This window comes from Micromonospora aurantiaca ATCC 27029, from assembly GCF_000145235.1.
Taxonomy (GTDB): domain Bacteria; phylum Actinomycetota; class Actinomycetes; order Mycobacteriales; family Micromonosporaceae; genus Micromonospora; species Micromonospora aurantiaca.
The window spans coordinates 6,717,199-6,730,261 of record NC_014391.1 but is presented as its reverse complement, the minus strand read 5'-3'; the positions used below and the strand labels follow the sequence as shown (position 1 = coordinate 6,730,261).

General features: G+C 67.7%; 8 protein-coding genes. 3 read left to right on the top strand and 5 right to left on the bottom strand.

Annotated elements, in window-relative coordinates; translation table 11 throughout:
* Positions 1-727 precede the first annotated feature (727 nt).
* Complete coding sequence (locus MICAU_RS30020; RefSeq protein ID WP_013289114.1) at positions 728-1,813, top strand: helix-turn-helix domain-containing protein; 1,086 nt, start codon at positions 728-730, stop codon at positions 1,811-1,813.
* A gap of 9 nt (positions 1,814-1,822) precedes the next feature.
* Complete coding sequence (locus MICAU_RS30015) at positions 1,823-2,710, top strand: hypothetical protein (protein ID WP_013289113.1); 888 nt, start codon at positions 1,823-1,825, stop codon at positions 2,708-2,710.
* A 98-nt stretch (positions 2,711-2,808) separates the two neighbouring features.
* On the opposite strand, the gene MICAU_RS30010 is transcribed toward MICAU_RS30015, so the two are convergent.
* The 5 genes from MICAU_RS30010 to MICAU_RS29990 form a co-directional block, all read right to left on the bottom strand.
* Positions 2,809-3,309: a hypothetical protein gene (locus tag MICAU_RS30010; RefSeq protein ID WP_041799135.1), complete on the bottom strand. Its 501-nt coding sequence runs from the start codon at positions 3,307-3,309 to the stop codon at positions 2,809-2,811.
* A gap of 94 nt (positions 3,310-3,403) precedes the next feature.
* Positions 3,404-6,109 carry a pPIWI_RE module domain-containing protein gene (locus MICAU_RS30005; RefSeq protein WP_013289112.1) on the bottom strand — a complete coding sequence of 902 codons (2,706 nt, stop codon included), beginning with the start codon at positions 6,107-6,109 and terminating at the stop codon, positions 3,404-3,406.
* Entirely contained in the window at positions 6,097-9,495 is a 3,399-nt protein-coding gene (locus tag MICAU_RS30000; RefSeq protein ID WP_013289111.1) for a pPIWI_RE_Z domain-containing protein, read from the bottom strand. The genes MICAU_RS30005 and MICAU_RS30000 overlap by 13 nt, the downstream gene beginning before the upstream one ends.
* Positions 9,488-10,528, bottom strand: coding sequence for a pPIWI_RE_Y domain-containing protein (locus MICAU_RS29995; RefSeq protein ID WP_013289110.1), 1,041 nt, complete (start codon positions 10,526-10,528; stop codon positions 9,488-9,490). Before MICAU_RS29995 ends, MICAU_RS30000 begins: the two co-directional genes overlap by 8 nt.
* Positions 10,525-12,141, bottom strand: a complete 1,617-nt coding sequence (locus MICAU_RS29990) for a PD-(D/E)XK nuclease family protein (RefSeq protein WP_167545747.1) — start codon at positions 12,139-12,141, stop codon at positions 10,525-10,527. Before MICAU_RS29990 ends, MICAU_RS29995 begins: the two co-directional genes overlap by 4 nt.
* Here MICAU_RS29990 and MICAU_RS29985 point away from each other — a divergent pair.
* Positions 12,140-13,057, top strand: coding sequence for a serine/threonine-protein kinase (locus tag MICAU_RS29985; RefSeq protein WP_013289108.1), 918 nt, complete (start codon positions 12,140-12,142; stop codon positions 13,055-13,057). The two genes, MICAU_RS29990 and MICAU_RS29985, sit on opposite strands and share 2 nt — an antisense overlap.
* Positions 13,058-13,063 lie beyond the last annotated feature (6 nt).

Here is a 13,063-nt window from a genome sequence, read left to right as displayed (position 1 = left end):
GCGGGCGGCGGCCTGCGAGGGGTAGCCGCCGCGACGGACCCGTTCTTTGCGGCCGATGAGGTTGGTCGCCGAGCAGTGGAAGTACCAGGTGCCGTGGCCACGTTCGCCCAGTCGGGGGCAGGACTGCTCCAATCGCCGCCGCTGGTCGTCGCGGCATCCGCACCGTTTGAAGATCACACCTGAGGCCGTCATGAGCGTGCCCTTCTGAAGGAGTCACCTGTTGCATCGACGTTGCCCGATCTACGGGTACGGGAACTTATCTCGACGCTCGCCACCCGTGACTTCCGGACATCCGCACACTTGCCCAACGAGAACCATGCAACTCTCGTCGGGGCCGAGGCTCAGGCAGTGGGTAGGGGCCAGTCTGGCCAGGTCGCTCGAGCTGGTGTCACGGGACACTCATGGGCGACGGTGACCGGACATGAGGTTCCTCTCCGCGAGATGCCGATACGTCGATCGCTGAGCGCCGCGGCCCGAATGGGCCAGGGTCCTGGTAAAGACGATGTGTGGGGGCGGCGCGTTCTTGCTGCGGACGCAGGAGAACCGCCGTCGCTCTTGGCGGGCCGCCGCCTCCCGACCACGCCGTCGCACCCTGAACGCCCACCGGGTGCAGGACCTTACCACGCTAGTTGTCCGTTTCACCCGAGTTGCGCTGCCGCAAGATTTAACTGGAGTCACGTGTTTGCCCATGGCTGCTAAATTCTAGATTTGTGGCAAACTTTGACGCATGAACGGCCCCACTGAGCAGGAATTGCTGACCGCCGCGTTCGACCAGTTCACCGAGCTGATCACGGACGACGACATGAAGGTTAACCGCCGGGCCTTCGAGGACGGCGACGCAGGACACGACGCCATGTGGGAGATCCAGGCGGCGAACTACCACTGCACGCTCATCGTCCAGGCGTTCAGGCGCTTCATCCCGCGCGACGTTGACCGTGTGCTAGGCGGGAACCATCGGCTCATGCGCCGGGTCGTCCGAGAACCGATCATCGTCGTCGCGCCCTGGCTCAGCCCACGTTCAAGGGAAGTGCTCCGCGAGCGGGACATCAACTACATCGACCTCACCGGCAATGTGCTAGTCCGGATCCCGCGGCCAGCGATTCACATCAGGCTCGATGGCGCCCAGCAGGACCCGAACCCGCCGGCGAAGCCGCCCGTCCGGCTCAAAGGTCCCGGCAGCAACGCTCTGGTGCGCGTGCTCACCGACTTCGCACCGCCGTATCGGCTCGTGGATCTCGCTGCGGCCAGTGGCCTCAGCAACGCGTACGTCTCGCGCACTCTGACCGCACTCGTCGACGACCGCCTGGTCGAGCGCGACCCGGGCAGCAAGGCTGTCACCCGCGTCGACTGGCGAGAACTGCTGCGTGCCCGAGCGCAGCACTACAACCTGCTCAAGAGCAACCGTAGCCAGACCTATATCGCACGAACCGGCGTCCCATCGCTGCTGCGGAGGCTCAGCAACGATGACCAGGCCGTCATCACCGGCAGCTATGCCGCAAACGAGTACGTGCAGATTGCCGCCCCGACGCAGCTCGCCCTCTACGTCCCCGACATCGCCGCGACCGCCTCCCGGTTTGAGCTCATGCCCACACAGCAGGGCGCCAACGTCATCCTGCTCACCGCAGCCGACGCATCTCAACTGGCCCGTTCACGCATGGCCGAAGACGGTACTTTCCACGTTGGACTATCGCAGCTCGTCTTGGATTGCCTGGCGGGCAACGGCCGTCTCCCAGAGGAGGGCGAGGCACTACTGGACTGGATGTCGGGCGATCCCGCGGCCTGGCGCCAAGACCATCTGCCCAAGCCGGTGTAGCGTCGGCGGGTGACCGCGCCCGATCCCTTCGTGTACGTGGCTGCCCGCCGCGTCCTCCTGAACGCCCTGGACGCTCTTGGCGAGCACCGCGCCGCCGTTGTACTGGTGGGCGCGCAGGCGATCTACCTGCAGGCGGGCGAGGCGGACCTGGAGGTCAGCGTCGCCCCGTTCACCGCCGACGCTGACCTGAGCATCGATCCGGCCAGGCTCGGCCCCGACCCGCGCATCGCCGAAGCGATGACCGAAGCAGGCTTCACCCTCAAGGTGAAGACCGACAACGGCGGCATCGAACCGGGCACGTGGCTGGCACCCGCAAAGATCGAAAAAGAGACCGTGTTCGTCCCTGTCGACCTCCTCGTTCCCGAAGCGCTCGCACCCGGACGAGGCAAACGCGACGCCCGGCTGCCCGACCACGGAAAGAACGCCACCCGCTGGACGCCAGGACTCGAAGCGACCATCGTCGACAACACTGAGATGACGGTCGGCAGCCTCGAACCAGACCTCGACACCCGGCAAGCCACGATCAGAGTGGCGGGCCCCGCAGCTCTTCTGGTCGCCAAGAGCCACAAGATCGCAGACCGGCTGACTGACGGCGACCGCGGTCGCGCGCATCGCGTCAAGCCCAAGGACTGCGCCGATGTCATCCGGCTGATGCGGGCTCCCACACCGCCGGACGCCGTCGGCACCCGTCTGGCCGAACTCGCCATGAACCCCATATGTGGCGCCAGCGTCGCCGCCGGCGTCGACCGCCTAGTCGCGCAGTTCGGCGGGCCAAGCAGCCCTGGCGTCGATCTCGCAGTCACGGCGCTGGCCGGAGCGCTTCCCGAGGAATTGCTGCGTGGGCTAGCCCCCATCTACGTTGAGACGATGCTCCGCGCCTATCGGCAGCGTTCTTAAGAATCTTGCTCCCAGGTATCGAGTAGTTGATCAAAGCATCCAGTTCGGGCCCCGGTCGGTGCCGATGGGGCTCCCGCTGCGGCCTTCGGATCAGAAGGTTAGGGGTTCGAGTCCCTTCGGGCGCACCGACGTGACCAGGGAAGATAGCTGACCGGCTGGGGCTGGCCCGGGTTCGGCGGCGAGTGCTGCGGACAGTGCTGTGGTGAAAGCGCCTTGGACATCTCGGCCAGTTCCCGGGTCGGCATCAACGAAGCCCGCCGGTTCTTCTCGATAAGCGCCGCCGAAGTCGTGTCGACCAGCCGTAATGTCATGGTTGACTTGTTGCAGCCAGGGCCACCGGTTACCACCATATGCCGATGCCGCGCCAGCGCGGACTCCACCGACTCCACCAGCGCACCGGGGTCCGCGTCTCGCTGGGACGAGCCATCTGGCATGGGTGGCTGCCGGACGTATGCGTCGGCGAGGTCGACCTGCGCGGTGCGGGACAGCCGGTAGGGGGAGCTGCGGCCGGCAGCCACCTGGGCGCGCAACAGTGCGGCGGCACTCGCGCCCTCCACGCTGCTGATCATTCGCGGGAGCTCCGGCAGCGGGAAGACCACGACCGCCCGCAGGGTACGCCGCCGCTTCGAACGCGGTGCGGCGCGGCACCTTTCCGTATAGGGAGGTGCCGCGTCGCGTCGCGATCGGTGAGTCTCAGTCCTTTAGCGCCTCGGGCATGACCGGTAGGACGTACTCCTCGGCAAGCTTCGCCAGGTGCAGTGGAAGGGGCCGCGCTAGCGGCGGGTAGTCGTCGTGGAAGCGGAGTTGGTGGGTGAGGGCCGCCCAGGTCGCGGGCGAGTCCGGCTTGCCGTCCACGACGCCGGCGTCGGCCAGCACCTTCTCTGAGAGGCAGCCGAGGACGACGAGTTCGAGGTACTGGGGGTTCCGCCCGACCACAGACGGACCCTTTGGCCATGATGGGTGCGGGCCGAGCTTCATCAGCCCCTTGTGAACCTTTCCCGCGCTCGCCGGCTTGTCGGTGATGCTGACGAAGACCCGGTTCCCGGCCGCCGCGTCCTCCGCAGCCCAGAGTCCGCTGGCCAGGCCGGCCACCGCGTCGTCCGCCGCCGGCGCGTACCACTGGGGCGTCTCCTCCCGTCCCGCGCCGTCGCGGGTAAGGACGAAGCGGAGATCGGGACCATAGGCGGCCAGCCGTTGTGGTTCGTCGGCGGAGAAGCCGATCCTGTCGACGGTGAGTGAGGGGTTGCGGAGCCACCGCCAGGCGCTGCGGAGGTTGCCCGCGTTCGCCAGCAGTAGCGTCGGTCGGTGGCGAGCCTGGTAGAGGACGGAACGGATCTGCCGCTCGATGTCCTCGCGTTGTTCGTCCGGGGAGAGGGCCTGCGTCTTGGCGTGTTCGTCGCTCTCCGTGTCCCGAACTTCGACCGACTCCACCCGCTGAGCGAGTCGCAGCAGCAGCACGGGGTAAGGTACCCACTCCCGGCTTAATTCGTCCCACCCGCAGACACGGTGGTGGTCGTCGTGCGGCCGGATCAGCAGCGCTACCAGCTTCTGCCCCGCCCGCCTGGTCGGCCCGTTGGCGCGTCGGCGCACTACCCACAGCGCCAGGTACTGGACGGCCTGCGGCACCCCGTCGCTGACTCGAGGGCTGGGGATGGTCGTCGCGCCGAGCTGCCGCAGGCCGTCCAGCCATGCGGCACGCGCCCGCATGCTGACGTCAGCCGTGGCGTCGGTCGGCACGGTGATGAACTGGCTGAGTCGGCCGGTGTCGGCAAGGCCCAAGCGGACCGCGAACTTGGGGTCAGAGTCCTGAGCGGTGAACCGCTGCTCCCCACCGATCTCGACGATGGCGAGCCCAGGTGGCCCGGACCGTTGGCGCAGCCGCGCCGCGACAGCGACCCGGCGCGCGCGAAGTGCCTCGTCGAAGGCGCCGGACCGCGTCACTCCCGCCCGCCGGGAGACGTCGAGCGGCGCCCCGAGCGCCCCGAGCTCAGCGGTACGCACGCACACCCGTAGGCCATCAAACCGCCACTCCTGGTCCGGCTGAGTGCTGGCAACGTCGGTCGGAAAGCCGAGCAACTCGGCGAGTTCGGACAGGAGCGCGTGCCGGGTCTCCGGGAACTGCCAGAGGAGATCCACACCTAGGGGCTCGCCGGCGAGGCTTGTCTTCAGTGCCTCGCGGCGGGCGGCGACGGCTTTCCGCACCGCCTCGGCGTGACCGGCCGGATTGGTCTTCGCGGCAGGCTTGGAGATCAGGGTGGGTTTGTTGGCTTCGCGAACCCTGTGCAGTTCGGGTGCCCGGCGGAACAGTGGCCGAAGCCCTTCCTCGACCCACCCGTCGATGAGTGACCGCTCGCCGGAGAGCAGCCCGGTCTCAACCCCGTGGGTCCCGTACCGGTTCTGGTGCACGATCCCAGCCGAGATCCCGCCCCGGCCTTTTATCCAGGTCGGGGCCTGCGCGACGACCTCGTCCGCCCTCGGATAGGTCCGGACGATGTCAAGGTCGGGCAGAAGACCTGCCACACTGTGGTCCCGCCAGTCGATGCGCCGCCGGTCCCGGCTCCACCCCACGCGGTTGGCGATCAGCCGAGACGTTCCCTTCTCGGTGAGGTCGGACCAGGGAAGCGGAACATCGAGGAGGACCCGAGCCGTCTGGTTGTGCGACAGATCCGTCCCGGAGGTCATCCACCGGCGAATCCCGGACGACACATGCACCCGGTATGTCGGCACGAACGGCACGGTCTGCACCGTGATGGTCAGGACGGCTGAGTAGAACCAGGTGCGACGGTTCGTCACGAATTCCTGCGGTGGCCACGACACCAACTCGGCCCCCTGCTCCCGGTCGACCACCCGGAACCACAGGTCGCGCCCGACGCCGGGTAGGCGCAGCGGGCGTGCCGCGAGCCGGGCCGCCAGGATCTCCGGCACCAGTGCGTATAACTGACGCGAGGGATCCGCCGTGCCTTCCGGCGAGGGCTGGACGGTGGTCAGGTCGACCTGCGCCACGTCCCACTCAGGGATGCTCTTGTGGGCCGTCTCCACGACGTCAGCCAGGCGCTGCTGGTGCTCATCGGGAATCGGAAAGCCTGTGACCCAGGAGGAGATCACGGGCCGGATCACGTCGGCGGGTACCGGCTCGCGCGCGTAAATCCACGGCACTGTGGCGTCGCTTCCAGCACCGCGCCCGGTCGCCGTCACGCCCGGGGCAACCGCGCGGAACAGCCCGTTGAGTTGGCGCAACGGCAGTCCGACATGGTTCTGCCTGCGCTTCCAGCCGAGGCGATACACCTCTTCGAGGCCTGTGCGCCAGCGCTCGGCGAACCGGATGACGTGGTACTGCTCCAGCCAGGGGCCGGCCGCGGGATCGGGCTCGTAGGCGGTGGGGCGAATCAGCGTGTACACGTTTCGTTCTTCTCCTCAGTTGGCGGGAGGAACCGGTCAAGGGCGTCCCAGAGAGGCCGGTACAGCGACTGGACAATGTCCCGGTCGAGCGGTGAGACCTCGCTGTCCGTAAGGAAGTACGGCGCCAGCACCTCGGCGATGCTGTACAAGAGGCTGGTTTCGGCAGTGTCCGGAAGCTTTGTCCCATCCCCCAGGTTCGGCATGAACGCGGCGTCGACGAAGACCACTCGGGCGTGCACGCCGCCGCGGACGAGACGGCCGATGACCTGCCAGATCAGTACGAGCATGTCCCAGGTGACCGCCGGCCGGTCGTCCTTGAGTCGGCTCCACGCCAGGGAACGACGTAGCACCCGGTACCACGTCTGCCTTGCCTGCCGGCGTACCTCCCGAGCTCCGGCGCTAAGCGTGGCGGCGCTGCGTACCCAGTCGTCGAACTCGCCGGAGTCGATCGACCTGATCATCCAGTCGTTGACGGCGTGGACCGCGAGGCCGATGTCGTCCGGACGCGGATTCGGCCGCGCGAGGAAGTAGACGGTGCCGATCGCGGCCTGGCCGTCGCTGTTCAGGATGTTGTGTCCCCGTTCGACGGCGAGCAACGGTGCGACGAGGACCTCCGCGGATGTGTTTCTCAGGGTGTCCACGTCGCCACGACGCAGAATCCCGGCGTGTTGGTCGTCGTCGTCGAAGGGGTCCGTGGCGAACTCTTCATCGAAGTCGTCGGCCACCAGGCGCAGCACCCGGCCCCGCCACCGGTTTCCGAGCGTGTGCAGGGTGTCGGCGACGGCCCCGGCCTCGTCGTAACTGCCAACCAGGAGCAGCAGGTGACGGCGAGCCTCCGGTAGCCTCAGCAACTCCTTCTCCAGCATGCTGGCTTCCCCGTCTTGCGTCTCACCGAGCCGGAGCGCCATCTGAGTGAGAATCTGTGTTCGCGCCTCCGGTCTCGCGCCGGACACGCGGAGCTGCGGAGCGTCCTCCCCGAGCAGCTCAAGCCGGATCTCCGTGCCGGCCACCAGGGCCTCGAACTCTTCGGGGTCCGGCTTGAGGAGCACGCCGACCGGAAATCGGAGGTGGTAACGACTGGATTTCCCGGCCCAGCTACTGCCGGACATGAGGAGTACGTTCGTCGGCGGCCTGCCGTCGGCCAGTGGGATGTCGGGCATCGCGTGCAGCAGTTCCCGGCCAATGCCGTTGCACCGGAAGTACCGGAGCTCGCCGCTGCGGACACCGCCCGAGTCCGGGCCGTTCACCAGGAACTGGAAGCCGAGAACATTGCCCATGGGCGCTTCCGGAATGACCGGCCCGTAGGACAAGGGGCTGCGATACATCTCGTTGAAGCCGAGCTTCAGTGTCGCCTCAACGCGAGGCCACATGGCGTTCATCAGTGACAGCTTCGATTCCAGTGCGGCGAGCAGCAGCGTGAATTCGAAGCGGCGTGTCCATTCGGACAACCAGTCGTCCGGGCTCTGCGGCGGCTTCGCCCTCTTCCGGCGCGGCGCTTCAGACGCCTTCTCGAAAACGCACTGCTTGTCGGCGAGGAATGGCGGCAGGTTGAACAGATCGACCACGAACGCGACGAGCCGCAGGCGGGTGTGTTCCTGGTAGCTCGTGTGCAGCAGCTCGGTGACCAGGTCGACCAAGCCTCTGCGCAACTCCGGACGCCGGTCCCCGAGCGGGTTGTCCCGGAACTCGTCGAGCCGTTGCTCAAGCTCCACGCGGTCCGGCTCGCCAGCCTCCGGGTAGCGTTCGTCGAGGAGTTGGAGCTGGAGTGTCCAGGCGTTGAAGTATCCGATCCGCACCCAGGTGCGTAGTGCGTGGTCACCAACCAGCATCGCGTACAGGCGATCCGTCGCTGCCGTGATCGTGTTGACGGCGGCGTTCCAGACCTCGACGTCGCGGTTCGAAAGTTGCAGACGCTCTCCGTCGGCCAGCTCACGGATCTTGTGAGCGTTGAGCTCGTCGAGCAGGGAACGGTCACCTACTCCGGCGACCAGTTTCGTAGCCGGCGCGAACATCCGGTCCAGCTGCATCTGGACCCGGTCCGCCTCGTCCACGATGACGAGGTCACTGCGTCGGCAGGCTAACTCGAGGTAGTGCAGGTGCTCGGCGTTCTGCACGCGGGGTACCGCAGCGTCGATCAGGCTCGGCGGCGTGGCGACCCAAACGTGGGCGTCCACGAGTTCCCGGGCGCCATGGTGGCGGGGGCACCCCGACCAGTATGGGCAGGCATGCCTCTTCCCGGACCGGCCGCTCTCCTCTTCGCGTCGCTCTCGTCGGGACCGCCCCTGAAGCCGGGCGCACGGCGCGGCACCGTAGGGAAGTATGTCGTCATCCTCGGGGAGCAGCGCATTGATCGCACAGGACGTGCTCAGATAAGTGAAGCTCGGGTCGGTGTGACTCAGGATGTTCTGCTCTCCTCGGCTGGCCAGCCGGCGGTGCAGCCGCTGCGCGTGCCGTTCCCGACCAGACGCGCCGATGATCGGGGCGGCAGTGCGACCCGCCGTCAGGTAGGTGTTGTAGAGGCTCACCAGCTTGAGCGACTCGGCCACGTCACCCACAACCACCGTGATGCAGAAACCGTGCCGGTTCACGAGGTACACGGTGATCACGTCGCGCAGCGTGCTCTTTCCGGCACCGACAATGCCGAGCAGGTGCTGCACCCCGGCGACGGAGAACTCCTCGTCCGGCGCGAATGCTCCACCGGAACTGGTGAACAGGTGCGTACGCGACAGCCTGTCCACCCAGTTCTGGGACAGAACTTCGTCCATCTCCGCTGCGGTCTCCAGCAGGTCCCGCCAGCGCAGGCAGATCGGCGCGCCACCACCTGCCGGAAGAAGGCCGAGGTCGTGTGCTGTCGGAGCCGGCATGTTCCCCGTTCCGGACAGCCGGATGGTCACCGAGTGGCGGCCGACGGGGAACTCGGCCGGGCCGTCCCCCGCCACCGGCATTTCCGTGCGCCTGAACGGTGGCGCACACCTCAGTAGGAGGTCGTAGGTGTCCCAGCGGTCCGGCGCGAAGGCAGACAGTCGCTCGGTCGCCGGGCGCGAGATGTCCGGCACGTCGTAGCCGCGTAGGGAGGGATCAGTCTGGTCGTACGAGCGCAGTGCCTCCTCCCAGGCGGTCTTGCGGCGAAGTGTCCAGAGGCTATAGCGGGCAACGCGGAGCATCTGCTCACCCTGTTGATCCGCGACCAGCCCTCGGGCGTGGGCGAAGGGGTATCCGCTGAACAGCACCCAGGCGTCCGTGGCGGGGGATTCCGGGGCCAGGTGTTGCTGGAGACGAAGCCCCAGCTCCACCTCGCAGAGCCTGACCAACTCTCTCGACCGCAGCTCGCCCGTCTGGCGCAGTGCCTGGATGACCGGGGCGAACCCTTGCGCCGTGCTACGCATGCTGCGGTGCTCCTTCCGATGCGGCAGTCTGTGTGGTCACCACGACGTCGAGTTCCGGGGGCAGCGCGTCACGCACCGACTTCAGGAGTGCGGGGCGCGCCCGCGCCAGATGATCGGGGATAACGGCCAGCAGATCGGAGCGTCCGCTCAGCTGGGCGGCCAGCAGCAGTGGCTCCACCCTGTCGAACACCTGCACGTTGCTCCGGCCAAGGACTGGCTCGCTGAGCTGGTACGCGCCGAGCTCGCCGGGAAGAAGCGTTCCAGTCACGCCGCGCTCCGCGAGCCGTCGCATGACCGCTCGCTCCGTCCGCCCTGGCAGTGACAGAAACAGGCGCAGCGGGAAATCGAGCACCCGCACCTTGCCCTTCTTGTAATCCGGGCCCGGAGTCGGCCCCCGTTCGCAGATCTCGCCTTCGCACCAGGCGATGCGCCCGTGCTCCACCGTGGCGAGAAGACCGCACGTCGGGCAGGTGGTCAGTCCGCCGTGGGCGTAAGCCGATACCGGAGGTCGGTAAAGATCCTGTACGAGCTTCCAGATCTGGGGCTTCCAGGACGTGCCCCGTGTGTCGTCATTGGTGACGGCGACCCGGTCGATCAGGAAGTCCCGGCATTGTGTGAAGAGCGCCGGCGTGGAGGCGGCCTGCGCGAACTCGTCCAGCTTGCGCACGACACTCTGTTCGGCGGAGTTGCCCGACCCGTATGCGGCGAGTTCCGCGCACGAGCGGGTCGGAAGGCGTCGCCGTAGATCGAGCAGGGTCACCTCGGCACTGAGGAACCCCGGCAGGGCGGAGGACGGCCAGCGGGCACCCAGGGGAGCAGTGCACCAGGCGATGAGTTCGGGGACGCTGGACGGTGGTGTGCGCCCCTCACGCAGGCAGGCGAGCACGATCCGGTCCAGCACGCGCTGTATCGACGGTGGATAGGGAAGGTCCAGTGAGCCCCGCCGGGCGGCATCGCCCAGATCGATGAGGCCGCGGGCGAGCTGCGGCAGAATTGTAAGATTAGCGCGCCCGTGCAGGTCCGCATGGATCACCGCGCCCGTCCCGGCATGATCGGCCCCGCCCCGGCCGGGGTGCCTGGGCCTGACGGGCACCAGCGGGCGACCTCGCACCGTGCGCACTGCGGGCCAGGGGATGGCAGGAACCGGTCGTCGGCGTGCCAGGCGCGGACGTGATTCGTGAGGGCACGGCTCGCGGCTGCGCGGACCTCGGCAGTGAACGGGTCGATGATGACCAAGTCCGGTCCGCCGGGACGCAGCGTCTCCAACTCGACCCGACCATGCCCGCCACCCAACCGTCCGGCACCGATCAGCGCTACGGCTAGGGCCAGCTGCGGGTATTCCACCAGCGGGTCGCGGTTCCGTCGGCGGTCGCTACCGACGGTCTTCGTCTCACGCCACACCCAGGCGCCGTGCTCCTTGTAGAGCAGGTCGGGCTTCACGAGGACGACGAGGTCGGCGTCGGCGTCGTCGAACACCAGGTCGGGTTCGACGCGTACGTCTGAGGCGTCGTGCACGTGCTGAAGTGGGCAGACCTCCGCGTGGTGCCGGATAAGCTTGCGGCCCAGTGCCAGATCCTCTTCCGACAGCCGACGGCCGTCGTTCTCCCACGTGCGCGGCACGTCGGTGGTGCAAGGCGCGGTGGGCAGGGCGGCGTGCCGGCGTTCGAGGTACGCGTGCACCGCGCGGCCACGCTCGGCCGCCGGACCGTACTCGATGTCGGTGTCGATCGGCAGCCACTGGCGTCGCAGGTACTCCCGGGCCGGGCAGTCGCGGTACTGGCGGGCGTTGGTAGCCGACCAGGTGCGGCGCGGCCGGCTTCGATCCGCGATCCCCAGCAGGCCCGGTGCCCGAAGTAGCGCCGGGCAGCGGGACGCGAGCGCGCAGCCGGCACAGGTGCCTCCGGGTCGGTACTCGACGTTGTCGACCAGCTCACCCAACGTGGCCTTTCCCTGGGCTTGGTAAAGCCTGAGAGCCGACTCGACGTTGTCGTCGAAAAGCGTCTCCACTGCGCCGTCGACAAGTGCGACCTGCAGGATGCGGACGCGTTCCGGAGGCGGGCCGGGTTCACCGGCGGCGACGACCAGGGCCGCCACGGATATCTCGGCAACCGTCCGCTTTCCGGCCCCCAGGCGATTCTTGATGAGGCGCAGCTCCCGCATCCGCCCATCGGCTGAGGTGTAGCAGCGCCCCCATGCCGTGATCGCGTAGTCGGTGGCACCGCGATCGTCGCGCCGTGACAGGTGCCGTCGGTACTCCCACTTCTGCAGCACCGGGACCATGGCGTCGTCCGTTTGGCCGAAGGCTCGCAGGTAGGTGCGGACCGCGTGGGCCGTCCACGCGCGGACGCCCTCGTGAACGGGCCGGTTCCGCCCTGCGGCAATTCGCCGGTCCAGCTCCCGGAACGCCTCGTCGACGTCGACTCCCTCGCCCTCGACCATGTCGAGGATCGCCATGAACGGTCCCTGGGCGAAGCTCTCCAGTGCCTCGACCTTGCGCCTCGCCGAACCGGCGGCTGACCGGATCCGGCGTGCCGCCATGGCATCATGGGCGGGACATCGGTGGGCACTCGAGGCCAACATGCTCAGCGATACTTTGATGCCAGCGGTCGCGGCGGTCGGGATTCCCGACATCTGCACGTGACTCATGTCGTTCTCATTCCTCACAGGGGTGTCAGTGCTTCGGGGTGGCGTTGTCATCGACGACCGGTTCCGCGTCGTCCGTCTGGCGGGCGAGGGTGCTTCGGCCGAGGTCTATCGGGCTTGGGACATGGAAAGCGAGCGAGAGGTGGCAATTAAGCTCCAGCCGCCCCGCGGGTTCGAGTCAACCGCCACCTTCGCGCGGGGTGGCGAACTGATCGTCGACGAGGGCGGCCTCGGCGATACGTTGCGTGGCATTCCAGGGGTGCCGGCCCACATCCGACGCGGGTCGCATGGGGAAAGGGCCTACCTGGCGATGGATTTCGTCGACGGAATCCTGCTGCGCGAGCTGATCGAGCGGAGTCGACCGCTCTACACGGAGACCGTTGTCTCGGTGCTCGCGCAGCTCTGCGAGATCCTTTCCGAGGTTCACGGCCGGGGGATCGTGCACCACGACATAAAGCCCGACAACATCATGGTCGGCCACGACGGACGGATCTGGCTGTTCGACTTCGGCATCGTCTCGACCTGTGAGGACGAGGAGTACACCGGTTGTGGCACGCCGGGCTACGCCGCGCCGGAGCAGTATCACCGGCAGCACCACCAGCCCCAGGTCGATGTCTACAGTCTCGGCGCAATGCTGTTCGAAATGAGCGCGTTGCGGTTGCCCTACCAGGAACACAGCGGGCGGCCGGAGGAGCAGACCGAACAGTTCCCGCCGGGCTCGTTGACCGGGATGCCGGCCGTGCTGCGGACGCTGGGCACGGCCATGGTCGCCTTCGATCCGGCAGACCGTCCCAAGTCGGTGTCCGACATCCTGGCCACGCTGCGGCCGTTGCTTCCCACTTCCGGCACCCCACCGCACCCGAAGGCGCCCCGGCCCGACCCCGCCGCCTGGTACCGCGTGCCGTCGGATACACGCTGAGCGCCG